This window comes from Kitasatospora sp. NPDC058184 (genome assembly GCF_042883725.1).
Taxonomy (GTDB): domain Bacteria; phylum Actinomycetota; class Actinomycetes; order Streptomycetales; family Streptomycetaceae; genus Kitasatospora.
The window spans coordinates 115,633-141,317 of record NZ_JBHVVE010000012.1; the positions used below are offsets into that span (position 1 = coordinate 115,633).

Here is a 25,685-nt window from a genome sequence, read left to right on the forward strand (position 1 = left end):
TCATGGCCGTCGAATCCGCTCCGGCCCTGAATTCCCCCCCCCGGTTCCCCGGCCTCCGCATGCCGGTACGGACCGGCGCTTCGGCGGCGAAGGGCGGGAGCACCGGTGGGGTGGGGCGCGGGTCCGGCCGTCGGGGTGCAGGGGCGGTAGGTGGTCGGCAGGGGTTGAGGCCCCGGCCGGCCGCGGCGAGGCTTGGAACCGGGCCGACCGGGCCGACCGGGCCGACCGGTGCACGGGGCGGCGCGCCGGGCGGGGTGCCGGCCGGCCGCGCGGGGGAGTCGGGAAGGAGCGTGCGGAGGAGGTCTCAGCCCGCCCGGTGGCGGTGGCAGGACTGGTCGTGCGGGGGCGCGATCAGGGAGGCGGCGATCGCCTTGTTCACGGCGTCGATCCGGGAGACCGCGCCCAGCTTGGCGAAGACGTTGCGCAGATGGCGTTTGACGGTGGCTTCGGTGATCGTCAGCCGGGTGGAGATCTGGCCGTTGCTCAGCGCCTGCGCGACCAGCTCCAGGATCTCCAGCTCCCGGGCGGACAGCACGTTCTCGGTGATGCCCTGCATCCGGGCCAGGCTGTCCCGGGAGACGGCCAGGACCATCCGGTCCGAGCCGCGGTGGACGCTGCGGACCGCCGCGAGCAGCTCGTCGCCGCACACGCTCTTCAGCAGGTAGCCCCGGATGCCGGCGTTGATGAGCCGTCGGAGCAACTGGGGGCCGTCGTACATGGACAGCATGATGATCTGCGAGGACGGCGAGAGCGCCCGCATCCTGGTGACGGTGTCGGTGGGCTCGCCGTCGGGGAGTTCGACGTCCAGCAGGACGACGTCCGGCCGGTGCCGGGCGACCTGGGCGATGGCGTCGCCGCTGTTGGCGGCCTCGCTCACCACCACCATGTCGTCCTGCGACTCCAGGATCTCGCGCACCCCCTCGCGGACCAGCGCGTGGTCGTCGACCAGGGCGACGCGGGTGGTGGCGGACGCGGGGTCAGCAGCTACGGCGTCGCGCGGGTTCATCGAGGAGCCGTCCTTTGAGAGGTACCGAGAGATCCACCCTGGTGCCGTTGTCCGGACGGCCGTTGACCAGTAGTCGGCCGCCGAGCAGCTCGGCCCGCTCGCGCATCGAGGACAGGCCGACGCCGGCGTCGGCCGGCCGCTCCTGCGGCAGCCCGCAGCCGTCGTCCTCGACGGTGGCGCGGAGCTCGTTGGGGGTGATCTCGACGTTCACCAGCAGCACCGTGGCCCGGGCGTGGCGCAGGGAGTTGCGGACGCCCTCGCGGAGGATCAGGAACACCTCGTCGAGCACCTCCGGCGGAGCCCAGGCCTCGTCCCCGTTCACCCGGAGCCGGGCGGCCACGCCGTCGGGGCCCAGCGACTCCAGGTCGTTGAGCAGGGCCTTCTCCAGGCTCTTCAACGGCTGGCGGGTGTGCAGGTCGGAGGTGACCGCGCGCAGGTGGTGCATCGACTCCTGGATGGCCTGCTGGGCGGTGGCCAGCTTGACGCTCGCCCGGTCCGGCTGCTTGTCCAGGTAGAGGGTGTAGAGCTCCAGCTGGCGGTGGGTCACGCTCATGCCGTGCCCGATCCGGTCGTGGAGCTCGCGGGCGATCCGGCGCCGCTCGTCGAGCTGCGCCTCGTGGATCTTGTCGACGAGTAACCCGGTGTACGCGGCCACCGACTCGCGGATCCGCAGGGCGACACCGCGCTCCAGCGCGAGGGTGATCAGGGTGAGGGTGTCGACTTGTCTCGATCCGGGCGGAAGGTGGCTGAATATCGTCGACAGCGCCGCGTGGAAGAAGGCCGAGGAGGCCTGGACGGATTCCCGGGGGTGGACCCCGTCCGCCGCGCGTGTCGCGCCGACGTCCCAGGCCAGCAGCTTGCACGTCTGGTCGACCTCGACCTGCCCCACGCGCAGGCTGGTGACCACGTCGGCGACGATCTGACGGGCGGTGGCCAGGGCCTGGTCCAGCGAGGCCGGGCTCTGCGCGATGGCGTTGCCGGCCGCCCGGAGCGAGGCCTCGTAGGCCTCGACTATCTCGGGCGTGCGTTGTTCGATCAGGTCCGCCACCTGTTGGCGAGTCGTCAAGGCTGCCTTCTCCAAACCGGTCACGTGCCGGCCCCCGTGTCGCCTTGGCCAAGCGGGGTCAAGATACCAGAACGCCGTGCGAATTCGAGGGCGTGAAGATGGCCTCCGGGAGGCCCCCTCGCCGGTCGAGCGTGTTCGAATCTTCAACTAGTTCAAAGGCGCGGCCGGAATGCCGGGACCGGTGACAAAGGGGGGGTCGGCCGCGCCGTGAAGAAGTGGACGGCGGAGGTGGCCGGAAGTCGTCCCGTCGTGCCGGCCGCCACCCGGCCGGGCGCGGGCGGAGGGACCGCCGGTGGTACCGGGGCCGGAGCGGAGTGGCCCGGGGGTGGAGTGTCCACTACTCCCTTCGATACCCCCCGCTCATCCCTCCGGCGCGGATGGGCCGACAGCGCCGGCGAGACCGTTGTCCGGGACTACGGCGGCTCTCTAGCGTGACGTTCACAGGACGTCCGCAATCGACCGGTACTTCCTGCATGTCCGCAACAAGAGCATCACTCCGTGCATGTCCGCAACAAGACCAGTACTTCCCGCATGTTCGCAACAAGAAACAGTTGTGAGGAACCAGACCGTGAAGGCTGACCGGCTGCCCCGGCGCTACCAGGCGTTCGTCCCGATGACCCTGCCCGACCGCACCTGGCCGGACCGGACCCCCACGGCGGCGCCGCGCTGGCTCTCCACGGACCTGCGGGACGGGAACCAGGCGCTGGCCCGCCCGATGACGCCGGCCCGCAAGCTCGCCATGTTCGACCTCCTGGTGGCGATGGGCTACCGGGAGATCGAGGTCGGCTTCCCGGTCGCCAGCCAGGACGAGTACGACTTCGTCAGGATGCTGATCGAGCAGGACCGGATACCCGAGGACGTCCGCGTCTCGGTGCTGGTGCCGGCCCGCGACGAGCTGATCGAACGGACCGTGGAGAGCCTGCGCGGCGCCCGCGCCGCCACCGTCCACGTGTACAACGCGACCGCGCCGCTCTTCCGCGACCTCGTCCTCGGGATCGGCCGGCCGGAGTGCGTCGACCTCGCCCTGCGCGGCACCCGGTCGATGATGCGGCACACCGAGCGGCTGCTGGGCGACTGCGAGGTCGGCTACCAGTACTCCCCGGAGCTGTTCAACGAGACCGAGCCGGAGTTCGCCGTCGAGGTCTGCGAGGCGGTGATGGACCTCTGGGAGCCCGGCCCGGGCCGCGAGATCGTGCTGAACTTCCCGGCCACGGTCGAGCGTTCGATGCCGCACGTGTTCGCCGACCAGATCGAGTGGCTGGACCGCACCCTCTCCCGCCCCGAGCACCGCTGCCTGTCGATCCACCCGCACAACGACCGGGGCACCGGGGTGGCCGCCACCGAACTGGCCCTGCTGGCCGGGGCGAAGCGGGTCGAGGGCTGCCTGTTCGGCGGCGGGGAGCGGGCCGGCAACGTCTGCCTGGTCACCCTCGGCCTCAACCTGCTGACCCAGGGCGTCGACCCGGGCATCGACTTCTCCGACATCGACCGGGTGCGCCGCACCGTCGAGCACTGCTCCGGACTGCCGGTCTCCCCCCGCCACCCCTACGGCGGCGAACTGGTCCACACCGCCTTCTCCGGCACGCACCAGGACGCCATCAGGAAGGGCTTCGCCGCCCTGGAGGCCGAGGCCGCCGCCGCCGGCGAGAGCCCGCGCGACCGCGCCTGGCGGATGCCGTACCTGCCGATCGACCCGCAGGACCTCGGCCTCGGCTACGAGGCGGTGGTCCGGGTGAACAGCCAGTCCGGCAAGGGCGGCGTCGCCCACGTCATGAGCGCCCGGCACGGCCTGGACCTGCCGCGCGGGCTGCAGATCGAGTTCGCCCGCACCGTGCAGGCGGTCGCCGAGGCCACCGGCGCCGAGGTCGCGCCGGACCGGATCGGCCGGCTCTTCGAGCGGGAGTACCGGTCCACCGCGGACGAGACCAAGCCGCTGGCCGTACGCCACGCGCCGGTCCCCACCGAGCTGTTCGTCGACGGGGCCGGCCCCGCCAGCGCGGACGGCACGGTCCGCGCGGAGGAGGTGCGCAGCCTCGGCGCGACCCTGGCGCCCTGGGGCGTCGAGGTCCGGGACGTCCGGCACACCGGCCCCGAGGGCAAGTCCGCGGACCCGGGGCGGGAGGCCGCCGTCTACGCCCGCTGCGCCTTCCCGGACGGGCCGGCCTGGGGCTTCGGCCGGGGCCCGGGCCTGCACGCCGCCGCCTTCTCCGCGATCCGGGCCGCCGCCGCCCGGGCCGGCCAGGGCCCGGCCGAACCGGACCCGCCCGCACCGGAGCGGGCCCGGGCCCAGGGCGCCGCCCCGCTCCCCGCCGAGCGCCGCTGAGCACCGCTGAGCACCGCTGAGCCCGAACACCAGCTGGGCCCACCACAGACCCACCGACGGGGCACCACCGGGAGCCCCGGAGCAGCACCGAGCACCACCCAGCACCACCCGAGCACCGCTGAGTCCCACGCAGCCGGTTCCCCCACCCACACCCGCACGTACGCACGAGAGAAAGTCTGAGCAATGATGCTGGTCGAACGCGATGAGCACCTGGCCTTCCTGGCCGGTCTGCTGACCGAGGCGGTCGGGGGCAGGGGACGGATCGCCGTGGTGAGCGGCCCGGCGGCCACCGGAACGAGCGCCCTGCTGGACGAGTTCGTCGAGCAGGCGGCCGGGGCGGGCGTCCTGCCGCTGACGGCGGTGGGGTCGGCCGCCGAGACCGGCCTGCCGCTCGGCGTGCTGGGCCAGCTGCTGCGCGGCGCCCCGGTGCCGGCCGAGCAGCGGGCCGCCGTCCGCGAACTGCTCGCGGCCGGCCCGGACCGGCGGGAGCCGGCCGCCCGGGAACTGAGCGCGCTGCTGCTCGACCTGGCCGAACGGCAGCCGCTCGCCCTGGTGGTGGACGACGTCCAGCACGCCGACCCGGACTCGCTGGCCTGCCTCTCCCACCTGACCCGCCGGCTCGGCCGCTCCCGGATCATGGCCGTCCTCGGCCGGACCGGCCGGGCCGCCCACCGCACCGCCGAGTTCCACCAGGAGCTGCTGCGCCGCCCCGGCTGCCACAGCCTGGTCCTGCCCCTGCTCACCCCCGACGGTGTGGAGCGGCTGGTCGCCGAGCGCCTGGGCCGGGAGGCCGCCGACCGGCTCGCCGCCGACTGCCACCGGATCAGCGGCGGCAACCCGCTGCTGCTCACCGCCCTGCTCGACGGCCAGCTCGCGGCGGTGCGGGCCGGCACCGACGACGGCGGGCTGGCCGTCGCCGACGGCTACGGGCAGGCGGTGCGCGACCTGCTGCACCGGAGCGCCCCCGGGCTGCTCCCGCTCGTCCAGGCGCTCGCCGTGCTCGGCGCCCCGGACGGGGTCGGCCGGCTGCTCGGCGTGGACGGCGCGGAGGCGGCGCGCGGCCTGCGCGAGCTGGCGGACTGCGGCCTGCTGGCCCCCGACGGCTTCCGCCACCCGGCCGCCCGGGCCGCCGTGCTGCTCGACACCGGCTCCGAACGCAGGGCCGAACTGCACGGCAGGGCCGCCGGACTGCTGCACGCGGGCGGGGGCGCCGCGGCCGCGACGGCCGAGCACCTGCTCGCCTCCGGGCGGGTCGAGGAGGCCTGGACCGTCCCCGTACTGGAGGAGGCCGCCACGCTGGCGCTGGCCGAGGGCCGGGTCGGCCAGGCCGTCGAGTACCTGCGGCTGGCCTGCCGGGTCTGCGCGGACGGGCCCCGGCTGGCCCGGATCAGGACGGCCCTGGTCCGCGCCGAGTGGCGGATCAACCCGGGCGCCCCGACCCCGCACCTCACCGAGCTCACCACCGCCCTGCACCGCGGCCACCTGCGCCCCAGCGACGGCCTGGTGCTCGCCAAGGCCCTGCTGTGGCACGGCCGTTTCGAGGAGGCCAGGGACGTGCTGTCCCGGCTCGGCCTGGAGAGCGGCCCGCACGACCCGGAGACCGCGGCCGAGCTGCGGACCACCCGGCCGTGGCTGCGCTGCTGGTACGCGCCGCTGCTGGCGCACGTGCCGTCCGCCGAGGAGGAGCCGGACCCGCGCCCGGCGCCGTCCACCGCGGTCAGCTGGCGGCTGGAGGCGGCCACCGCGCTGGACTCGGTGCTCAGCCGCGGCCCGTCCGAGCAGGCGGTCGCCGAGGCCGAGCGGATCCTGCGCACCTCCCGGCTGGACGAGACGGGCATGGACACCGTCGAGTCGGCGCTGCTCGCGCTGACCTACGGCGACCGGGCCGACCGGGCCGCGCCCTGGTGCGACGGCCTGATCGCGGAGGCGGCCGCCCGCCAGTCCCCGGGGCGCCAGGCCCGGTTGGCGACCATCCGGGCCGAGATCGCCGTCCGGCAGGGCGACCTGCCCGGCGCCGAGCGGTACGCCCGGCAGGCGCTGGAGATCATCCCGGCCGGCAGCTGGGGGGTGGCGGTCGGCGGCGCGCTGGCCAGCCTGCTGACCGCGCTGACCGCGATGGGCCGCCACGACGAGGCCGCCGACCAGCTCAACCTGCCCGTCCCGGAGGCGATGCTGCAGAGCCGCTACGGCCTCCACTACCTCCAGGCCCGCGGCCGGTACCAGCTGGCCACCGGCCACCTGAACGCCGCGCTCGGCGACTTCCTCGCCTGCGGCGAGCTGATGCGCCAGTGGGGGCTGGACGTGCCCGGCCTGGTCGCCTGGCGCGGCGAGGCCGCCGAGGCGATGCTCCAGCTGGGCGACCGCGACGGGGCCCGGCGCCTGCTGGAGGAGCAGCTCGCGATGGTCGACCAGTGCGCGCCGCGGGCGCGGGGCGTGGCGATGCGCCAGCTCGCCGCCACCGGCGACCTGCGCCAGCGCCCGGCCCTGCTGCGCAAGGCCGCGGACGTGCTCCAGGAGGCCGGCGACCGGTACGAGCTGGCCCGGGCGCTCGCCGACCTGGCCAGGACCTACCACGACCTGGGCGAGCTGCGCCGGGCCAGGCTCACCGCCCGCCGCGCCTGGATGCTGGCCGAGGAGTGCCAGGCCCAGCCGCTCACCCGGCTGCTGGGCGTGGAGTTCGGCTGGAGCAGCGGCGGCGACCAGTCGGCCCGGGAGAGCGCCCCGGCGGTGTCCGACGCGGTGCTCAGCGACGCCGAGTGCCGGGTCGCCGAGCTGGCCGCGCACGGCTACACCAACCGGGAGATCGCCAAGCGGCTGTACGTGACGGTCAGCACCGTGGAGCAGCACCTGACCCGGGCCTACCGGAAGCTGCGGGTCAGCTCCCGGGTCGACCTGCCCACGGCGATGGGCGCGCTGACCCGGGCCGGCTGAGCCCCGGCCGGGCCCCCGGCGGGCCCCCGGCGGGCCCCTGGTCGAGCCCCGGCGGGGCCGGGCAGGGGGCCCCGCCGAGACAGGGGGCCCTAAGGGGCGGACCGGGGTGTTCGAGCGGGTCCGCCCCTGCTGGAATGCGTCTGTCAGTCGTCCATGGCCGGAATTTTCCAGAAAGGGGGGCGACATGGCGCTGACCTTGTCAGAGAAGGACGTGCCACCGCTCGCGGAACAGGACGGGGCATTGCCCCGGATCATCGGCATCGCCACCGCGAACCCGCCGGACTCCTATGCGCAGAGCGATATCCTCGACATATTCGGGATAACCGACCAGCGCATTCGGTCGCTTTTCATGAACAGCGCGATCGACCGCCGTTTCCTCATTCTCCCGCCGGAGGGGCCGGACGGCGGGCGCCGGATGGAGACCCAGGGCGAACTGCTCCGCAAGCACCGGGCGTCGGGCGTGGAGACGGGCGCGCGGGCGGTGCGCGAGTGCGTGGCCCGCACCGGCCTCGACCTCTCCGAGATCGGCTACATCTGCTGCGTCACCACCACCGGTCTGCTCACCCCCGGGCTCTCCGCCCACCTGATCAAGGAACTGGGCCTCGACGTCCGGACCAGCCGGCTCGACGTGGTCGGCATGGGCTGCAACGCCGGGCTCAACGGCCTGACCGCGGTGGCCGGTTGGGCCGCCGCCAACCCCGGGCGGCCGGCCCTGATGGTCTGCGTCGAGACCTGCTCGGCGGCCTACGTCTTCGACGGCACCATGCGCACCGCGGTGGTCAACAGCCTGTTCGGCGACGGCGCCGCGGCGGTGATCCTGATGGCCGACCCGGACGGCCAGCTGGACCGCCCGGAGAGCGGCGTGCGGGCCGAGGGCCCGACCGTCCTCAAGTTCTCCAGCCGCATCATCCCCGAGGCCGTCGACGCGATGCGCTACGACTGGGACGACGACCAGGGCAAGTTCAGCTTCTTCCTGGACCGCGACGTGCCGTACGTGGTCGGCGCGCACGCCGAACTCGTCGTCGACAGGCTGCTGGAGGACACCGGCCTGCGGCGCAGCGACATCGCCCACTGGATCGTCCACTCCGGCGGCAAGAAGGTCATCGACTCGGTCCAGATCAACCTCGGACTGACCCGGCACGACGTCCGGCACACCACCGGGGTGCTGCGGGACTACGGGAACCTCTCCAGCGGCTCGTTCCTGTTCTCCTACGAGCGGCTGATGGCCGAGGGTCAGGTCCGGCCCGGCGACCTCGGGGTCTTCATGACGATGGGCCCCGGATCGACCATCGAGACGGCTCTCGTCCGGTACTGACCGGAATGCACCAGACACAGCCCGCACCTTCCGAAAGAGGAATTCCCATGTCCGTCAGCGAACTGCTTCCCGAACGCACCGGGTCGGCCGGGCGCCACGTCCTGATCGACTGCTCCGCGCCGCTGACCGAGCAGCTGATCGGCCAGGTCGTCGAGGTCTGCGACGAGCTGGAGGACGCCGACCGGGCGACCTTCGCCGTGCTGCACGTCGAGGGGACGGCCGGCGTCCGCGAGCAGGCCTGGCCCGGCGAGGTCGGCATCCACCTGGTCAACAAGTGGGAGCGCGCGCTGCGCCGCCTGGAGCGCGTCCCGGCCGGCGTCCTCGCCGTCGCGGCCGGCGAGTGCGCGGGCCCGGCGCTGGACCTGCTGCTGGCCGCCGACCACCGGATCGCCACGGCGGACACCCGGCTGAGCCCGGCGGTCACCGCCGGCCGGCTGTGGCCCGGCATGGCCGTCCACCGCCTGGTCCAGCAGCTGGGCGTCGCCCGCGCCCGCCGCCTGGTGCTGTTCGGCACCGAGGTCACCGCGGCGGAGGGGGCCGAGCTGGGCCTGTTCGACCGGGTCGTCGAGGACCGCGCGGGCGTCGCCGCCGCCGTCGAGAGCGCCGGCGCGCTGCTCGGCGGGCTGGTCGGCGGCGAGCTGGCGATCCGTCGCCGGCTGCTGCTGGACGCCACCACCACCAGCTTCGAGGAGTCGCTCGGCGCCCACCTGGCGGCCTGCGACCGGACGCTCCGCAACCAGTCCGCCGACCGGGCCTGACCCGTCCGGCGCCCGACCGTCCCGCGCCCGGGCCGGCCGGCGCCCGACCCGACCCGTACCCGACCCACCGAGGGAAACAGCTGTCATGACCGTCCCAGTCTTCACCCTGGACACCGCGCGCAGCGTGGACACCGCCCCGGAGGCCAGGCTGTCCCGGCAGCGCTTCCTGCGGGAGCACGTCGCAGAGGTCTACGGTGCGCTCACCGAGGAGCGCACCGTCCACCTTCGACTGGACGAGCTGCTGCGCCGGGCCGGGGAACGCCACCCCGGCCTGGTGCCCGGCGAGGCGCAGCTGGCCGCCGAGCACGGGCTGCGGCAGGCCGACAAGGAGGGCCTGGAGATCGACCAGGGCATCTTCCTCCAGGCCGTCCTCGCCCACCCCGAGTGCGGCCGGCACCTGATCGACGCGATGCTGCGCCCCACCGAGCGGGCGCTGGCCCTGCTCCCGGAGTTCAGCCGCACCGGCAGCGCCGACCTCGGCGTGGTCCGGATCGAGCGCCGCGACGGCACCGCCCACGTGACCGTCCACAACGACCACTGCCTGAACGCCGAGACCAACGCCCATGTCGAGGACATGGAGACCGCGGTGGACCTCGTCCTGCTCGACCCGGCCACCGAGGTCGGCGTCCTGCGCGGCGGCGAGATGACCCACCGGCGCTACCTCGGCCGCCGGGTGTTCAGCGCCGGGATCAACCTCACCGAGCTGCACGAGGGCACCATCTCGTACGCGGACTTCCTGATGCGCCGCGAGATCGGCTACATCAGCAAGATCTACCGCGGCCTGCTGGTCGACGACGACCGCGCCTGGCCGCAGCGCACGCTGGAGAAGCCCTGGGTGGCCGCCGTGGACACCTTCGCGATCGGCGGCGGGGCGCAGCTGCTGATGGTCTTCGACCACGTGATCGCCGCCGCCGACAGCTACTTCAGCCTGCCGGCCGCCCAGGAGGGCATCGTCCCCGGCCTCGGCAACCTGCGCCTCACCCGGCTCGCCGGCGGCCGGGTCTCCCGCCAGGTCATCCTCGGCGGGCGCAAGATCTGGGCCCGCGAGCCCGACGCCGCCGCGCTGTTCGACGAGGTGGTCGAGCCCAGGGCCATGGACGCGGCCGTGGAGGCCGCCGCCGCCCGGCTGGCCAGCCCCGCGGTGGTCGCCAACCGGCACATGCTCCACCGTGCCGAGGAGCCCGTCGAGACCTTCCGCCACTACCTCGCCGAGTTCGCCCTCCAGCAGGCCCTGCGGCTGTACGGGCTGGACGTGATCGCCAAGGTCGGCGCGTCGTGGACCCGCCGCCCGGCGAAGGACGCCTGATGCGCCCGGTCGAGGCGATGCTGGAGATCCTCCGGGCCGAGGGCGTCACCACCGTCTTCGGCAACCCCGGCACCAGCGAACTGCCCTTCACCGACGCGCTCAGCGCGGCCGGGGACATCGACTACGTGCTCGGCGCCCACGAGGGCTCGGTGGTCGCCATGGCGGACGGCTACGCCCGGGCCACCGGCCGCACCGCCTTCGTCAGCCTGCACATCGCGGCCGGCCTCGCCAACGGCCTGGTCGGGCTGCTCAACGCCAGCCGCTCGCGCACCCCGATGGTCGTCACCGCGGGCCAGCAGGACCGCCGCCACCTGGCCTGCGACCCGATGCTCTCGGGCGACCTGATCGGCCTGGCCTCGGCGGCGGTCAAGCAGACCTTCGACGTCCAGCACGCCCACGACCTGCCGCTGATGCTCACCCGGGCCTTCGCCGCCGCCCGGCGCGCCCCCGCCGGGCCGGTGTTCCTGTCCATCCCGATGGACCTGCTCACCGAGGACGTCGACGTCGAGGTGCCCGGCCGTTCCACCCTCGCCCCGCAGGGCCCGGCCACCGAACTCGCCGCCGCCGCCGGGCTGCTGGCCGCCGCCGAGCGCCCCGCCCTGGTGGCCGGGGACGCCGTCGGCCGCGACGGCGCGGTGGCCGAACTGACCGCGCTCGCCGAGGCGCTCGGCGCGGTGACGTACCACCAGCCGATGAACGACAACCTGGACTTCCCCACCTCGCACCCGCTGTACGGCGGCATGCTGGGCGCCACCCACGCCGCGATCCGGGAGACCCTGGCGGCCCACGACACCGTCCTGATCGTCGGCACCCACGCCTTCATGGCCCACCACTACACCCCCGGCTCGCCGATCCCGGAGACCACCACCGTCCTCCAACTGGACGCCGACGCCGCCGAACTGGGCCGCAACTTCGGCGTCCGACTGGGCCTGCACGGCGCGCTGCGGCCCTCCCTGGCCACCCTCGCGGAGCAGCTCGCCGGACGCGTCCCGCGGGCCGCCGAGCGGACCGCCGCCGCCGGCCGGCGGGCGGCGGCCGGGTGGGCCGCCACCGACCGCGCCGCGCTCGCCGCGTACGGACCGGGCCCGCTCGACCCGCTGGCCGCCGCCCACGCCGTGGCCGCCGGACTGCCCGAGGACGCCGTGGTGGTCGAGGAGGCCATCACCACCGGCCTGCGGCTGCGCCAGGTGCTCCGCCAGGACCGCCCGGGCTCGTACCTGCACACCGTCGGCGGCGGCCTCGGCCACGGCATCGGCGCCGCCGTCGGCCGCCGGATGGGCGACGACAGCCGCCCGGTGGTCGCCGTGCTCGGCGACGGCTGCGCGATGTTCGGCCTCCAGGGCCTGTGGGCGGCCGGCCACTACCGCGTCCCGGTGACCTTCGTGGTGATGAACAACGGCGAGTACCGCACCCTCAAGGAGACCCTGGACACCTGGGACAGCCGCTCCACCCGGGGCGGGCGCTACCTCGGCCTGGACCTGGCCTTCGGCCCGGACAGCGGGCGCCACCGGCTGGACTTCCGGGCCGCCGCCGAGTTCTTCGGCATCGAGGCCGTCCGGGTCTCCCACCCCGCCGAACTCACCGAGATCGTCGCCAAGTCGGCGTCCGCGACCGCGCCGCTCCTGGTCGACGTGCCCATCACCGGGCACACCCCGCCTCGTTGAACCGGGGGCGTGCCCGACGGACACGCCCCGGTACGCCGTTCGTCGGGGCCGAACCACTGACAAGGGAGGTGGCCGCGATGAGCGGTCTCATTCAGCTGGACGCCGGGCTCGACCCGGCACTCTCCGGTGGCGAGCTCCAGGTACGGGAGCCCGCCACCGGGCGCCCGATCGCCGTGGTCTCGCTGGCCGCGGCCGCGGACGTGGACCCCGCCGTGGCCGCCGCCGCGCAGGCCCAGCCCGGCTGGGCGGCGACCCCGCCGACCGGGCGCGCCGCCGTCATGCGCCGCGCCGCCGCCGTGCTGGAGCGCCACCGCCAGGAGATCGTCGACCTGCTGGTCCGCGAGGGCGGATCGGTGCGCGGCAAGGCCGACTTCGAGGTCGGCGCCGTCCTGGACGAGCTGTGGTCCGCCGCCGCGCTGCCCACCCGCCCCAACGGCCACCTGCTGGCCTCCGAGCCGGGCCGGGAGAGCTTCGCCCGCCGGGTGCCGCTCGGGGTGGTCGGCGTGATCAGCCCCTGGAACGTCCCGCTGGTGCTGGCGATGCGCGCGGTCGCCCCCGCGCTGGCCCTCGGCAACGCCGTGGTGGTCAAGCCCGACGTGCACACCCCGGTCTCCGGCGGCCGGGTGATCACCCGGCTCTTCGAGGAGGCGGGCCTGCCCGCCGGGCTGCTCCAGGTGCTGCCCGGCGACGCCGAGGTCGGCGAGGCCCTGGTCCGCCACCCCGACGTGCCGATGATCGCCTTCACCGGCTCCAGCGAGGTCGGGGCCAGGATCGGCGCGGTCGCCGGCGGCATGCTCAAGCGCGTCTCGCTCGAACTCGGCGGCAACAACGCCCTGATCGTCCTCGACGACGCCGACCTCGACGCCGCGGCCTCGTCCGGGGCCTGGGGCTCCTTCTTCCACCAGGGCCAGATCTGCATGGCGGCCGGGCGCCACCTGGTGCACCGCGCCGTCGCCGACCGGTACCTGGAGCTGCTCGCCGACCGCGCCCGCAAGCTGCGCCTCGGCGACCCGTTCCGCGAGGAGGTCGACCTCGGCCCGGTCATCGGCGAGCGGCAGCTCGACCGGGTCGAGCGGATCGTCCGCGAGTCGGTGGCGGCCGGCGCCGTGGTGCTGGCCGGCGGCGCCCGGCGCGGCCCGTTCTTCGAGCCGACCGTGCTGGCCGGCGTCACCCCCGACATGCCCGCCTTCACCGAGGAGGTGTTCGGGCCGGTCGCCCCGGTCACCGTGGTCGCCGACGACGACGAGGCCGTCGAACTGGCCAACCGGACCGCGTACGGGCTCACCGCCGCCGTCCAGACCGGCTCGGTACGGCGCGGCCGGGCGATCGCCGACCGGCTGCGCACCGGCATGGTCCACGTCAACGACCAGACCATCAACGACGAGGCCCACGTGCCGCACGGCGGCCGCGGCGCCTCCGGCAACGGCACCCGGCACGGCTCCGAGCACAGCTGGGACGAGTACACCCAGTGGCAGTGGCTGACCGTCCGCGAGACCCCGGCGAGGTACCCGTTCTGATGGCCGAGCCGACACGGGTGCGGTACGAGAGGAAGGGCCGGGTCGGGTACGTCACCCTCGACCGGCCCGAGGTGCTGAACGCGATGGACCTGCGCATGCACGAGGAGCTGTGCGGGATCTGGGACGAGGTCGAGGCCGATCCCGAGGTCTGGGTGGTGGTGCTGGCCGGCGCCGGGGACCGGGCCTTCTCGGTCGGCCAGGACCTCAAGGAGCTGGCCGAACGGGTCAGGGCCGGCACCGCCACCTCCACCTTCGGCAGCCGGGGCAAGCCGGGCTACCCCCGGCTCACCGAGCGGTTCGCGCTCTCCAAGCCGGTCGTCGCCCGGGTCCAGGGCTTCGCCATGGGCGGCGGCTTCGAGCTGGCGCTGGCCTGCGACATCATCGTCGCCGCCGAGGACGCCGTCTTCGCGCTGCCCGAGGCGAAGCTCGGCCTGATCGCCGGCGCCGGCGGGGTGTTCCGGCTGGCCCAGCAGCTGCCCTACCGGGCCGCGCTGGGCCACCTGATGACGGGCCGCCGGCTGAGCGCCCGGCGCGCGCTGGAGTACGGGCTGGTCAACGACGTGGTGCCGGCCGGGGAGCTGGACGACTGCGTGGACGGCTGGGTGCGCGACATCCTGCGCTGCGCCCCGCTGTCCGTCCGCGCGGTCAAGGAGGCGGCGGCCAAGGCCCTCACCACGCCGCTGGAGCAGTCCTTCGCCACCCGCTACGTCTGGGAGGAGCGCCGGATGCACAGCCGGGACGCCGAGGAGGGCCCGCTGGCCTTCCTGGAGAAGCGCGAACCGGAGTGGACCGGCACCTGACGCGACAGTGACGGCAACGACGAGGCCGCCGCCGGGAATCCGGCGGCGGCCTCGGTCGTCGTGCGGTGACCGCGTCGACCGCGGCGACTACGGGACGATGACCAGGCGCTTGTGCCCGGTGTCCTCGGCCTGCCAGGCCTGCTCGATCTCCGCCAGCGGCACGGCCCGGGTGTCGATCCGGATCTCACCGGCGGCGGCGCCCGCCATCAGGCGGTTGAACATGTCCAGGAACGCCTGCGGCGGCGGGAAGCCGCCGCCCACGATGGTCAGGCCCGCGCTGCGGATCGTGCCGGCCGACAGCTCGATGGTGGCGCCCGCCGACTCGCCGATCTGCACCAGCCGGGGGCCGGAGCTCTTCAGGTGGAAGTCCTTGCGGGTCATCGCGGTCAGCAGCGCCTCGGTCGGCTTGCCCCACAGGTAGTCCAGGATCACGTCGTACCCGGTGTCGCCGGCCGCGGCGGCGAAGGCCTCGGCCATCTCCTCCTGGGTGCCGTTCAGCGGGACGGTGGCGTCCGCGCCGTACTCGCCCAGGGTGTCCAGGACCTCCTGGTTGCGGCCGGCGGCGACGACCCGTCCGGCGCCCAGGTGCTTGGCGATCTGGATGGCGAGCTTGCCGGCGGCGCCGGTGGCGCCCAGCACCAGGACGGTCTCGCCGGGCTGCAGCTTGGCGGCGTGCTCCAGCGGTATCCACGAGGAGAGCGCCGGGTTGGGCAGCGCGGCGGCGGTGAGGTCGTCCACGCCGTCCGGCACCGGCCAGGTGAACGGGGCGCGGGCGACGGTCAGTTGCGCCATCGAGCCGTACGGCTTGCGGGCCCCGCCGAAGAACACCCGGCTGCCGTCCTCCAGTCGGCCGACGCCGTCCAGGCCGACCACCGCGGGCAGGTTGTCGGAGCTGGCGAAGTGGCCGCCGCCGGCGACCGCCTTGGTGGAGGGGTTGAGCGCGGCCGCCAGGACCTGGACGAGCACCTCGCCCTCGCCCGCGGTCGGCTCGGGGAACCGCTCGAAGCGGGGCGGCTTGCCGAGCGTGTGGAGGACTGCGGCGTCCATGGTGCTACTCCATTCACAGGTGATCGGGCCGAACGTACGCCGGTCCCCGGCCGAGGGCGGCCGGGGACCGGGGAAAACATCAGTTGATCAGACCGGCTTCCTTGGCCGCCAGTTCGAGCTCGGCGGGGGAGCCGGTGAAGATGGTGCGGACGTGCTCGGTGACGGCCTCGACCGGCCAGTCCCACCAGGCGATCCGGGCGAGCCGGTCGATGTCCGCGTCCTCGAAGCGCTTCTTGATCAGCTTGCCGGGGTTGCCGCCGACCACGCCGTAGGCCGGCACGTCGGAGGTGACCACGGCCCGGGTGCCGATGATCGCGCCGTCGCCGATCGTCACGCCCGGCATGATCACGGCCTCCCGGCCGATCCACACGTCGTTGCCGATGACGGTGTCGCCGCGGCTGGCGACGGTAGCCAGCGCGTCCACCGTCCGCGCGGTCCAGTCCCCGCCGAACATGAAGAACGGGTAGGTGGTGGAGCCGATCATCGGGTGGTTGGCGGCCGGCATGATGAACTGGGTGCCGGTGCCGATGGCGCAGTACTTGCCGATCACCAGCTTCTCGGGCCCGAAGTTGTAGAGCACGTTCCGGGTCTCGAACGCCGCCGGGTCGTCGATGTCGGCGTAGTAGGTGAATTCCCCCACCTCGATCAGCGGGGAGCTGATCAGGTTCTTCAGGAACACCACCTTGTTGTCCATTCCCGGAAGGTACGTCTGGGAAGGGTCGGGGCTGACGGGCATGGCCTCTCCTCGTGCGGGACTATGCCTTGACGGCGGTGACGAACAGGAAGTTTCCGGGGCCGGACAGGTCGTGCACGGTCATCCCGGCGTCGGCCAGCCAGCCGGTGAGCTGCTCCGGGTCGAAGGAGCCGCGGTGCGCCTGGCGCTCCAGCCGGCTCTGGAACTGTCGGTAGAGCGGGTCTGCGGCCTGACGGAAGGTCATGACCGTGAAGGTGCCGCCCGGGCGCAGGCAGCGGCCGACCTCGCGGATCGCCCGCTCCGGGTCGGGGATGGCCTGCAGCGCGTTCCAGCAGTTCACCCCGCCCAGCGAGGCGTCCTCGAACGGCAGTTCCAGGGCGCTGCCGCGGACGGTGAGGACCCGGTCCAGCTTGGCCCGCAGCTGGGCCAGCATCTCGGCGGAGAGGTCCAGCGCGATCACCCGCTCCTCGCCGAGCGAACGGGCCAGCACCCTGGTCCAGCGGCCGGCGCCGGCCGCCAGGTCGAGCACCGGGCCGTCGACCGGCCGGACGTGCTCGCTGAGGTAGGCGTCCTCGTCGTCGAGCGACACCCAGCCGCCCCAGTTGGCGCCCATGATCCGGACGAACCCGGCCCGCAGGCCGCGCTCGTACCGGCCGGCCAGCAGCGGGTCGCTCGGGCCGGACGGCTGGTCGTGGAAGTCCAACAGCCCGTCCACCGACGGGAATACGGCCTCGCAGCCGGTGCAGACGGCGGCCTCGGTGCCGCCGGCCAGCGGCTGTCGGCAGCGCGGGCAGCGGACGGCCCGGGCGTGGCCCCGCAGGACGTCCGCGGCCGGGGACGGCTCGGCGGTCCGCTCCTCCTCGGGGGCGGGCACCACGAACGGGGACACCGTGGCGCCGTGCTCGCAGGCCCAGACCGCCTTGGCGCCGGAGTAGGCCAGCAGCGCCCGGGTCTCGGTCGCCCACAGCTCGGCGGTGCGCTCGGCGGGCAGGCCGAGCCACTGGTCGAGCGCGGGGGCGGTGGCCCGCTCCTGCTCGGTCAGGCCCCAGACGGCGGGGGAGGGGAAGACCCGGCCGAGGTTCCACCGGGTCGCGGCGTCCGCGGTCTCCCACGGCTGGAGGCAGCGGGCCAGCCGGGACAGGTCGTCCCGGTCCACCCCGGTGCCGGGGAGGGCGGCGAGGATCCGCTCGCCGTCCTCGGGGAAGTGGCCCAGCAGGAAGAACAGGGCGGCGCCGCGACCGGCGTCCGTCCCGCTGTCCGACAGCAGCCGGAGGTAGCGGTCCAGGCCGGCCCGGACGGCCTCGTGGGCGGGGAAGCCGCCGTCCGGGCCGGCGGCCTCGGCCAGCAGCCCGAGCAGCAGGGCGAGCCTGGCCTGGTGTGCGGGCGGGACGGTGTCCAGCGCGTCCAGCAGGGCCGGAATTCCGGCGAGCGCGTCCGGGCGGAGGGAACCGTCCGCCTGGAATTCCGCGGCGAGCCGGCGGAATACGCCGTCGAGTTCGGCGGGGGTCGAGCCGGTGAATTCGTCGATCGTGGCGCGCGCGACCGAAATCGCGCTCGTGTCACTCATGGTGCGGAGCCTACCCGTCCCGGTCTGCGAGGCAGATCCGAATATGGTGCGAGAAGCGTGTTCTGAGGGGAATTCAGGGGGTGTAGGGGGGTGTTAGGGGATGAGCAGGACGCGGCCGCTGGTGCGGCGCTCCTCGACGGCGGCGTGCGCCTCGGCGGCCCGGCCGAGCGGGAAGCGGGAGTCGATCCGGACGGTCAGCTTCCCCTCGCGCATCCACTGGAAGCAGCGCTCCAGGAAGTTCAGCGGCGGCCACGACTCGTCGAAGAAGTGCGGCAGGCAGAAGCGGGTGACGAACAGCGAGCCCTTGTCGTTCAGCGTCATCAGGTCCAGCGGCGGGACGAAGCCGCTCGCCTGGCCGAAGTTGATCAGGTAGCCGCGCGGGGCCAGGCTGTCGAGGTTCGCCTCGAAGGTGTCCTTGCCGACCGCGTCGTAGACCACCCGGACGCCCTCGCCGCCGGTGATCCGCTTGACCTCGGCGGCCACGTCCTCGGTGTCGCCGGAGACGATCACCGCCTCGGCGCCGGCCTCCTTGGCGACGACGGCCTTCTCCTCGGCGGAGACCACGCCGATGACCCGCGCGCCGCGCATCCGGGCGAACTGGGTGATCAGCGTGCCCACGCCGCCGGCCGCCGACTGCACCAGGGCCCAGTCGCCCTCGGCCAGCGGGTACGCCTCGTGGGTCAGCTTGTACGCGAGCAGGCCCTGCACCGGCAGGCCGGCCGCCTCGCCGAGGTCGATGTCCTCCGGCACCGGGATCAACTGAGCGGCGGGGGCGATGACATGGCTCGCGTACGAGCCGGCCGCCAGGGCCCAGGCGACCCGGTCGCCGACCCGCACGCCGGTCACGTCCGGGCCGAGCGCCTCGACGTAGCCGGAGCCCTGGTAGCCGGGCTCCAGCGGGAGCGCGGCGTCGGCCCGGTAGTAGTCGCGCTTGGCGAGGTCGCCGCGCCGGTTGAGGATGTCGAAGAAGGTGACGGCCGCGGCGTGGGTGCGCAGCAGCACCTGTCCCGGGCCGGGCTCGGGCAGTTCGAGGTCCTCCAGCTCCAGCACCTCGGGGCCGCCGTAGGCGTGCTGACGGATGATCTTCATGGCGGGTGTCACTCTCTCTGGGAACGGGTGGCGTGTGAACTGACGGACCGTCAGCGAGGCTTGGCGTTCAGGTAGTTGCTGAAGGCCTTGATCTGGAAGCGCTGGAACCCGGTGAAGGAGATGCCGTCCTTGGAGCGCTTGAAGAGGCCGGGCACCGACTGGCCCTGCTTCCCGGTCGCCGCGGCGTAGTGGTAGAGCATCTTGACCCGGCGGCGGCGGATCTTCTCGTAGCGGCGCAGCAGTTCGGCGGGGGAGCCCTGGCCGGACAGCGCCCGCCCGATCACCCAGGCGTCCTCCAGCGCCTGGTTGGCGCCCATGCCGGTGCGCGGCGGGACGGCGTGCACCGAGTCGCCGAGCAGCGTCACCGGGCCGCGCCCCCACACCTTGGGGACCTGGTGCAGGATGTGCGGGAAGACCTGGACGTCCTCGTCGCTGATCGACTCCAGCAGCTCGGGCAGCGGGGAGGAGAAGCCGGCGAACCGGGCCCGCAGGTTGGCCACCGCGGACTGCGGCCGGCCGTCGGCGCCGATCGGGCCGGTGCCGTCGGGGGAGCCGGGCGCGCCGGGCGGGACCGCGTCGCCGTCCGCCCACGGCGTCTCGAAGGCCCAGTAGAGCATGGACTCGCCGAGCGGGTGCATCACGCACAGGCCGTGCTCGCCGGCCATGGTCTGCACCCGGTTGCTGTTGGTCAGCTCCACCGGCAGCGGGGTGGTGCCGTGCCAGGTCGCCCAGCCGGTGTGCTCGGCCGGCGAGAAGCCGAAGAGGTGCTTGCGGACGAAGGAGCGGTGGCCGTCCGCGCCGATCAGCACGTCGGCCTCGATCCGCCGGCCGTCCTCGAAGGTGATCGCGACCGGCCCGTCCGTCCCCGGCGCGGGCTCGTCGATGACGGTGGCGCGGGCGCCGAACCGCAGCACGCCCGGCGGCAGCGCGGCGGCCAGCACCTCGACCAGCTCGCTGCGGCGGATCACCTTGTTCGGCGAGCCGAAGTCGCGCGCGATCCGGTCGAGGTCGACCTTGACCAGCGGCTGGCCGGTCTCCGAGGTGATGTCCACCCGGTCGAGGCGGTGGCCGAGGTCGGTGTGGTCGATGCCCAGCTGGGTCAGGATGCCCGTGGCGTTCGGCCACAGGATCACCCCGTAGCCGCCCTTGCGGAGCTCGTCCGCCTGCTCGTAGAGCTCGACCTGGTGGCCGGAGCGGGTGAGCGCCAGGGCGGAGGCGACGCCGCCGAGCCCTGCACCGATGATGACGATCTTCATGAGCTGTCTCCTGAGGAGGTTCGAACGGTGGATCAGCGGCCGGCCGTCAGAGGGGTCTGAGGGCGGGCTCGACGGCGTCGGCCAGCCACGCCAGCACGGTGCGCGCGGTGGTGTCGGAGTGGTCCTCCAGGACCGAGAAGTGGTCGCCGGGGGTGTCCAGGGCGGTGTGCGGGAGCGACCAGACGGCCTGCCAGCCGGCCGACTCCCGGATCTCCTCGGTCCACGGGTCGGCCGCCCGCACCAGCAGGGTCGGTACGGCGATCCGCTCCGGGCGCCAGCCCGCGAAGAGCCGGTGGTAGGCGCCCATCGCGGCCAGCCGGATGTCGTCGGCGAGCGCGAAGGCCGACTCGCGGTCCTTCATCGCGGCGGACATCGACGGCTCCAGCAGCGGCAGTTGGTCGTAGTCCGGGTCGTAGCTGTCGACCAGGGCCAGCCCGGCCGGGCCCGTCCCGAGCCGCTCCAGCCGGGCGGCCACCGCGTGCGCGATCCAGCCGCCGGCCGAGCGGCCGACCAGGACGAACGGCCGGCCGCCGGTGTGCCGGAGCACCGACCCGGCGTGCAGGCCGGCCAGCGCGTCCAGGTCGGCGGGCGGCAGCTCGCCGGCCAGGAAGCCCGGCTGGGGCAGCACCAGGACCTCGCGGCGGCCGCGGCAGGCGGCGGCGAACCGGGCGTACTCGTGCGGGCCGGAGACCGGGCCGAAGGACGGCAGGCAGACCAGCACCGGGCCGTCCGGGCTCTGCGCCAGCCGGACCGGCTCGGCGGCCGGGGCCTCCTCGGCGGTCCGGAACGAGGGCCGGCAGCCGGCGGCGGCCTTGAGCAGGTCCAGCGCGGCCATCGAGGAACCCTGCTCGCAGGCCTGCCAGTAGAGCGTCGCCAGCGGGCCGTCCGGCTCGGTACCGGCCACGGCGGCGTCCGCCTCAGCGGCCCGCCCGTCGGCGTGGGCGTCGGCCCGCTCGGCGAGGCGCTCGCGCAGGTGGGCGGCGAGCAGGGCCGGGGAGGGCTGGTCGTAGATCAGGCTGGTGGCCAGCCGGAGCCCGGTGGCCGCGCCCAGCTGGTTGCGCAGCGCCAGCGCCGTCAGCGAGTCGAAGCCGAGCTCGAGGAACCGCCGCCCCGGGTCGACCTGTTCGGGCCCCGCGTGGCCGAGCACCCCGGCCACCGCGCCGCGCACCAGGTCGAGCAGGATCCGCTCCCGCTCCACCTCCCCGGCGTCCGCCAGCCGCCCGGCCAGCCGCTCGGCGGCGGACGGGCCCGCGGTGTCCTCGGGGAACTCCCCGGCCGGCTCCTGGCGCCGGGACGGCGCACCGGCCGCCAGATCGCGCAGCAGTGCGGGCAGCGGCCCGGGAGCGGCCCGGCGGCGGATGGCGGGCAGGTCCAGGCGGGCGGTCACCAGGGTGGCGTCCCCGGCCGCCAGCGCGGCGTCGAACAGGGCCAGGCCCTCGGCGGAGGAGAGCGGGGCCACCCCGCCGCGGACCATTCGGGACAGCTCCGCCTCGGCCAGCCCGCCGGTCATGCCGCTGGGCTGCGCCCACAGGCCCCAGGCGAGCGACTGCGCGGGCAGGCCCCGGGAGCAGCGGCGCTCGGCGAGCGCGTCGAGGAAGGCGTTGGCCGCGCCGTAGCTGGTCTGGCCCGCGCTGCCGAGGGTGGCGGCGGCGGAGGAGAACAGCACGAAGGCGGCCAGGTCGTGGCCGGCCGTCAGGTCGTGCAGGTGGACGGCGGCGTCGACCTTCGGGCGGAGCACGGTGTCCACCCGGTCGGGGGTGAGCGAGTCCAGGATGCCGTCGTCGAGGACGCCGGCGGTGTGGATGACGGCGGTGAGGGGGTGGTCGGTGGGGATGTCGGCGAGCAGTGCGGCGAGTCGGTCGCGGTCGGCGGTGTCGCAGGCGGTGACGGTGACGGTGGCGCCGAGTTCGGTGAGTTCGGTGGTGAGCTCGGCGGCGCCGGGGGCGTCGGGGCCGCTGCGGCTGGTGAGCAGCAGGTGGCGGGCGCCGTGGTCGGTGACGAGGTGGCGGGCGAGCAGGGCGCCGAGGGTGCCGGTGCCGCCGGTGACCAGCACCGTCCCGGCCGGGTCGATCGGGCGGGCCGGCTCGTGGGGGACGGGCAGCAGGCGGGCCGCGTGCGGAACGCCGTCGCGGATCACCAGCTGGGGCTCGTCCGTGGCCAGGGCGGCGGGGACCGCCGCGGCGGAGGCGGCGGAGTCGTCCAGGTCGAGCAGGGCGAACTGGCCCGGGTACTCCGCCTGGGCGGAGCGGACCAGCCCCCACACCGGGGCCAGGGCGAGGTCGTCCAGGCCGGGGCCGGCGGCGCGGCGGGTGGCCAGGACGAGGCGGGAGGCGGCCAGCCGGGGTTCGGCGAGCCAGGCGCGGAGCAGGTCGAGGGTCCCGTTGACGGCGGCGCGGACGGCCGTCGGCAGCCCGGCGTCCGGGCCCGCCGCGGCGGGCAGGTGGTAGAGGACGGTGGCGGGGACGGCCTCGGCGGCGGCGAGGGCGGCCAGGTCGGCGTACGGGACCAGCCCGTCGGCGGAGCCGGGGCCGGCGTTGAGGACGGCGATCGGGCCGTCCGGGCGGCCGGTGCGGGCGCCCCCGACGGGCCGCCAGACCGTCCGGAACAGGGCGCCGGCCGAGGCGTCCTCGCGGGGCCCCTCCAGCCAGTAGCGGCCGCGCTGGAAGGGGTAGGTGGGCAGGTCGACCCGGCGGGCCCCGGCGAGGGCGGGGGAGAAGTCGACCGGGACGCCCCGGACGTGCAGCCGGGCGGCGGAGGCCAGGAAGGCGGTCGGGCCGCCGTGGTCGCGGCGGAGCGTGCCGCAGGTGACGGTGGGCGCGGCCGTCTCGTCCAGGGTCTCCTGGAGTCCGGGGGTGAGGACGGGGTGGGGGCTGATCTCGACGAAGGTGGTGAAGCCCTCGGCGAGCAGGGCGCGGACGGCCTCCTCCAGCCGGACGGTCCGGCGCAGGTTGCGGTACCAGTAGGCGGCGTCCATCGTCGTGGTGTCCAGCCACCGGCTGTCGACGGTGGAGTGGAAGGGGATGTCGGCGCCGCGCGGGGTGACGGGGGCGAGCAGGGTGAGCAGGTCGTCCTGGATCCGCTCGACGTGGGCGGAGTGGGAGGCGTAGTCGACGGGGATGCGGCGGGCGCGGATGCCGTCGGTGGTGAGGCGTTCGACGAGTTCGTCGAGGGCGTCGGCGTCTCCGGCGACGACGGTGGAGGTGGGGCCGTTGACGGCGGCGACGGAGATCCGGTCGTGCCAGGGGGTGAGGTCGATGTCCTCGGCCGGGAGGGCGATGGAGACCATGCCGCCGTTTCCGGCGATGGCGGTGATGGCCTGGGAGCGCAGGGCGACGACGCGGGCGCCGTCCTGGAGGGTGAGGGCGCCGGCGACGGTGGCGGCGGCGATCTCGCCCTGGGAGTGGCCGATGACGGCGTCGGGCTGGATGCCGTGGGCCTGCCAGAGGGCGGCGAGGGAGACCATGACGGCCCAGAGGGCGGGCTGGACGACGTCGACCCGGTCGTAGCCGGGTGCGCTGTCGGCGCCGCGCAGGACGTCGATCAGGTTCCAGTCGGTGAACTCGGCGAGGGCGTCGGCGCATTCGGTGATGCGGGCGGCGAACACCGGTTCGCTGTCGAGGAGTTCGACGGCCATCCCGGCCCACTGGGAGCCCTGGCCGGGGAACACGAACACCGTGCGCCCGGTCACGTCCGCCGTGCCGGCCACCACGGCGGCCGGGTCCTGCCCGGCGGCGTAGGCGGCGAGCGCGGCCCGGTCGGCGCCGACCACCACCGCGCGGTGGGGGAAGGCGGAGCGGCCGGTGGCCAGCGAGTGGGCGACGTCGACGGCCGCGAGCGCGGGGTGGGCGTCCAGGTGCTCGGCGAGGCGCCCGGCCTGGGCCCGTACGGCGGCCTCGGTGCGGCCGGCCAGCAGCCACGGGGCGCCGGTGCCGGCCGACGGTGCCTGCCCCTCGGCGGGCTCCTCGCCGGGCTGCTCGGTGGGCTGCTCCTCCGGGGCCTGCTCGACGATGACGTGGGCGTTGGTGCCGCTGATCCCGAAGGAGGAGACGCCGGCCCGGCGCGGGCGGCCGGTCTCGGGCCACTCCCGCTGCTCGGTCAGCAGCTCCACCGCGCCCGCCGACCAGTCCACGTGCGAGGACGGCCGGTCCACGTGCAGGGTCCGGGGCAGCACGCCGTGCCGCAGCGCGAGCACCGTCTTGATCACCCCGGCCACCCCGGCCGCGCTCTGGGTGTGGCCGATGTTGGACTTCACCGACCCCAGCAGCAGCGGGAGTTCACGCTCCTGGCCGTAGGCGGCGAGCAGTGCCTGGGCCTCGATCGGGTCGCCCAGGGTGGTGCCGGTGCCGTGCGCCTCGACGGCGTCCACGTCGGCGGCGGTGAGACCGGCGGAGAGCAGGGCCTGGCGGATCACCCGCTCCTGCGCCGGGCCGTTGGGCGCGGTCAGGCCGTTGGAGGCGCCGTCCTGGTTGACGGCGCTGCCGCGCAGCACCGCGAGCACCGGGTGCCCGTTGCGGCGGGCGTCGGAGAGCCGCTCCAGCATCAGCATGCCGACGCCCTCGGAGAACCCGGTGCCGTCCGCCGCGTCCGCGAAGGCCTTGCACCGGCCGTCCGCCGCCAGGCCCTTCTGCCGGGTGAACTCCACGAACAGTCCGGGCGTGGACATCACCGCGACGCCGCCCGCCAGGGCCAGGTCGCAGCCCCGGCGGCGCAGCTCCTGGACCGCCAGGTGGATCGTCACCAGCGAGGAGGAGCAGGCGGTGTCCACGGTGACGGCCGGGCCCTCCAGGCCCAGCGCGTACGAGACCCGGCCGGTGGCGACGCTGCCCGCGCTGCCGTTGCCCAGGTAGGCGGCGACCTCGTCGGGCACCTCGTCCAGCCGGGCGGCGTAGTCGTGGTACATCACGCCGGCGAACACGCCGGTCCGGCTGCCGCGCAGGGTGAGCGGGTCGATGCCGGACCGCTCGACGGCCTCCCAGGAGGTCTCCAGCAGCAGCCGCTGCTGCGGGTCCATGGCGAGGGCCTCGCGCGGGCCGATGCCGAAGAAGCCGGGGTCGAACTCGGCGGCGTCGTAGAGGAACCCGCCCTGGGCGGTGGCGCTCTGCTCGCCGAGGTCCCAGCCGCGGTCGGCGGGGAACGGCCCGATGCCGTCGCCGCCCTCGGTGAGCAGCCGCCAGAAGTCCTCGGGCGTGCGCACCCCGCCGGGCAGCCGGCAGGCCATGCCGGTGACGGCGATCGGCTCGTCGGCGATCGCCGACAGCCGCTCGTTCTGCTTCCTGAGCCGCTCGTTGTCCTTGATCGAGGCGCGCAGCGCCTCGACGATCCGCTCCGGCGGGGTAGTCATGCTGT

16 protein-coding genes are annotated in these 25,685 nt (G+C 74.7%); 8 read left to right on the forward strand and 8 right to left on the reverse strand.

The genetic code is table 11. From position 1 onward, the window contains the following. Positions 1-304 precede the first annotated feature (304 nt). Positions 305-1,006 (reverse strand): response regulator transcription factor, encoded by a 702-nt coding sequence (locus ACFVXH_RS23355; protein WP_049659142.1) that lies wholly within the window; start codon positions 1,004-1,006, stop codon positions 305-307. Continuing rightward, positions 978-2,072: a sensor histidine kinase gene (locus ACFVXH_RS23360; RefSeq protein ID WP_158077755.1), complete on the reverse strand. Its 1,095-nt coding sequence runs from the start codon at positions 2,070-2,072 to the stop codon at positions 978-980. Before ACFVXH_RS23360 ends, ACFVXH_RS23355 begins: the two co-directional genes overlap by 29 nt. A gap of 502 nt (positions 2,073-2,574) precedes the next feature. Between ACFVXH_RS23360 and ACFVXH_RS23365 the strand changes: the two genes are divergently transcribed. From ACFVXH_RS23365 to dpgD, 8 genes are all read left to right on the forward strand, one after another. Further along, complete coding sequence (locus ACFVXH_RS23365) at positions 2,575-4,395, forward strand: 2-isopropylmalate synthase (RefSeq protein ID WP_387826818.1); 1,821 nt, start codon at positions 2,575-2,577, stop codon at positions 4,393-4,395. A 183-nt stretch (positions 4,396-4,578) separates the two neighbouring features. Then, a complete protein-coding gene (locus ACFVXH_RS23370) occupies positions 4,579-7,326 on the forward strand; it encodes an AAA family ATPase (protein ID WP_387826821.1) in 2,748 nt (915 codons plus the stop codon). Positions 7,327-7,510: 184 nt separating this feature from the next. Continuing rightward, a complete protein-coding gene (gene dpgA / locus ACFVXH_RS23375) occupies positions 7,511-8,641 on the forward strand; it encodes a 3,5-dihydroxyphenylacetyl-CoA synthase DpgA (RefSeq protein ID WP_380739811.1) in 1,131 nt (376 codons plus the stop codon). 47 nt (positions 8,642-8,688) lie between these two features. Beyond that, the gene (dpgB, locus tag ACFVXH_RS23380) at positions 8,689-9,399 is read left to right on the forward strand and encodes an enoyl-CoA-hydratase DpgB (RefSeq protein WP_049658312.1); all 711 of its coding nucleotides are present in this window, start codon (positions 8,689-8,691) and stop codon (positions 9,397-9,399) included. An 85-nt stretch (positions 9,400-9,484) separates the two neighbouring features. Then, positions 9,485-10,705: a (3,5-dihydroxyphenyl)acetyl-CoA 1,2-dioxygenase DpgC gene (gene dpgC / locus ACFVXH_RS23385; RefSeq protein WP_387826825.1), complete on the forward strand. Its 1,221-nt coding sequence runs from the start codon at positions 9,485-9,487 to the stop codon at positions 10,703-10,705. Beyond that, positions 10,705-12,369 carry a thiamine pyrophosphate-binding protein gene (locus tag ACFVXH_RS23390; RefSeq protein WP_387826828.1) on the forward strand — a complete coding sequence of 555 codons (1,665 nt, stop codon included), beginning with the start codon at positions 10,705-10,707 and terminating at the stop codon, positions 12,367-12,369. The genes dpgC and ACFVXH_RS23390 overlap by 1 nt, the downstream gene beginning before the upstream one ends. 77 nt (positions 12,370-12,446) lie before the next feature. After that, a complete protein-coding gene (locus ACFVXH_RS23395; RefSeq protein WP_049652975.1) occupies positions 12,447-13,886 on the forward strand; it encodes a benzaldehyde dehydrogenase in 1,440 nt (479 codons plus the stop codon). Further along, positions 13,886-14,686 carry an enoyl-CoA-hydratase DpgD gene (dpgD, locus tag ACFVXH_RS23400; protein WP_049652977.1) on the forward strand — a complete coding sequence of 267 codons (801 nt, stop codon included), beginning with the start codon at positions 13,886-13,888 and terminating at the stop codon, positions 14,684-14,686. Before ACFVXH_RS23395 ends, dpgD begins: the two co-directional genes overlap by 1 nt. 87 nt (positions 14,687-14,773) lie before the next feature. Here dpgD and ACFVXH_RS23405 read toward each other — a convergent pair whose 3' ends face one another. The 6 genes from ACFVXH_RS23405 to ACFVXH_RS23430 all read right to left on the reverse strand — a co-directional run bounded on the left by ACFVXH_RS23405 (position 14,774) and on the right by ACFVXH_RS23430 (position 25,680). Next, entirely contained in the window at positions 14,774-15,733 is a 960-nt protein-coding gene (locus tag ACFVXH_RS23405) for a zinc-binding alcohol dehydrogenase family protein (protein ID WP_117490417.1), read from the reverse strand. 79 nt (positions 15,734-15,812) lie between these two features. Then, the gene (locus tag ACFVXH_RS23410) at positions 15,813-16,469 is read right to left on the reverse strand and encodes a CatB-related O-acetyltransferase (protein ID WP_074004757.1); all 657 of its coding nucleotides are present in this window, start codon (positions 16,467-16,469) and stop codon (positions 15,813-15,815) included. A 19-nt stretch (positions 16,470-16,488) separates the two neighbouring features. Next, positions 16,489-17,994, reverse strand: a complete 1,506-nt coding sequence (locus ACFVXH_RS23415; protein ID WP_380778497.1) for a class I SAM-dependent methyltransferase — start codon at positions 17,992-17,994, stop codon at positions 16,489-16,491. Between the two features lie 93 nt (positions 17,995-18,087). Continuing rightward, complete coding sequence (locus ACFVXH_RS23420) at positions 18,088-19,083, reverse strand: quinone oxidoreductase family protein (RefSeq protein ID WP_380778495.1); 996 nt, start codon at positions 19,081-19,083, stop codon at positions 18,088-18,090. A gap of 50 nt (positions 19,084-19,133) precedes the next feature. Next, a complete protein-coding gene (locus ACFVXH_RS23425; RefSeq protein ID WP_049652989.1) occupies positions 19,134-20,339 on the reverse strand; it encodes an NAD(P)/FAD-dependent oxidoreductase in 1,206 nt (401 codons plus the stop codon). Between the two features lie 46 nt (positions 20,340-20,385). Continuing rightward, on the reverse strand, positions 20,386-25,680 hold the full coding sequence (locus tag ACFVXH_RS23430; RefSeq protein ID WP_387826835.1) for an SDR family NAD(P)-dependent oxidoreductase: 5,295 nt from the start codon (positions 25,678-25,680) through the stop codon (positions 20,386-20,388). Positions 25,681-25,685 lie beyond the last annotated feature (5 nt).

Coding starts and splice junctions, on each gene's coding strand:
- ACFVXH_RS23355 (WP_049659142.1), bottom strand. CDS start 1,006: ATGAACCCGCGCGACGCCGTAGCTGCTGACCCCGCGTCCGCCACCACC.
- ACFVXH_RS23365 (WP_387826818.1), top strand. CDS start 2,575: ATGTCCGCAACAAGACCAGTACTTCCCGCATGTTCGCAACAAGAAACA.
- ACFVXH_RS23370 (WP_387826821.1), top strand. CDS start 4,579: ATGATGCTGGTCGAACGCGATGAGCACCTGGCCTTCCTGGCCGGTCTG.
- dpgA (WP_380739811.1), top strand. CDS start 7,511: ATGGCGCTGACCTTGTCAGAGAAGGACGTGCCACCGCTCGCGGAACAG.
- dpgB (WP_049658312.1), top strand. CDS start 8,689: ATGTCCGTCAGCGAACTGCTTCCCGAACGCACCGGGTCGGCCGGGCGC.
- dpgC (WP_387826825.1), top strand. CDS start 9,485: ATGACCGTCCCAGTCTTCACCCTGGACACCGCGCGCAGCGTGGACACC.
- ACFVXH_RS23390 (WP_387826828.1), top strand. CDS start 10,705: ATGCGCCCGGTCGAGGCGATGCTGGAGATCCTCCGGGCCGAGGGCGTC.
- ACFVXH_RS23395 (WP_049652975.1), top strand. CDS start 12,447: ATGAGCGGTCTCATTCAGCTGGACGCCGGGCTCGACCCGGCACTCTCC.
- dpgD (WP_049652977.1), top strand. CDS start 13,886: ATGGCCGAGCCGACACGGGTGCGGTACGAGAGGAAGGGCCGGGTCGGG.
- ACFVXH_RS23405 (WP_117490417.1), bottom strand. CDS start 15,733: ATGGACGCCGCAGTCCTCCACACGCTCGGCAAGCCGCCCCGCTTCGAG.
- ACFVXH_RS23410 (WP_074004757.1), bottom strand. CDS start 16,469: ATGCCCGTCAGCCCCGACCCTTCCCAGACGTACCTTCCGGGAATGGAC.
- ACFVXH_RS23415 (WP_380778497.1), bottom strand. CDS start 17,994: ATGAGTGACACGAGCGCGATTTCGGTCGCGCGCGCCACGATCGACGAA.
- ACFVXH_RS23420 (WP_380778495.1), bottom strand. CDS start 19,083: ATGAAGATCATCCGTCAGCACGCCTACGGCGGCCCCGAGGTGCTGGAG.
- ACFVXH_RS23425 (WP_049652989.1), bottom strand. CDS start 20,339: ATGAAGATCGTCATCATCGGTGCAGGGCTCGGCGGCGTCGCCTCCGCC.
- ACFVXH_RS23430 (WP_387826835.1), bottom strand. CDS start 25,680: ATGACTACCCCGCCGGAGCGGATCGTCGAGGCGCTGCGCGCCTCGATC.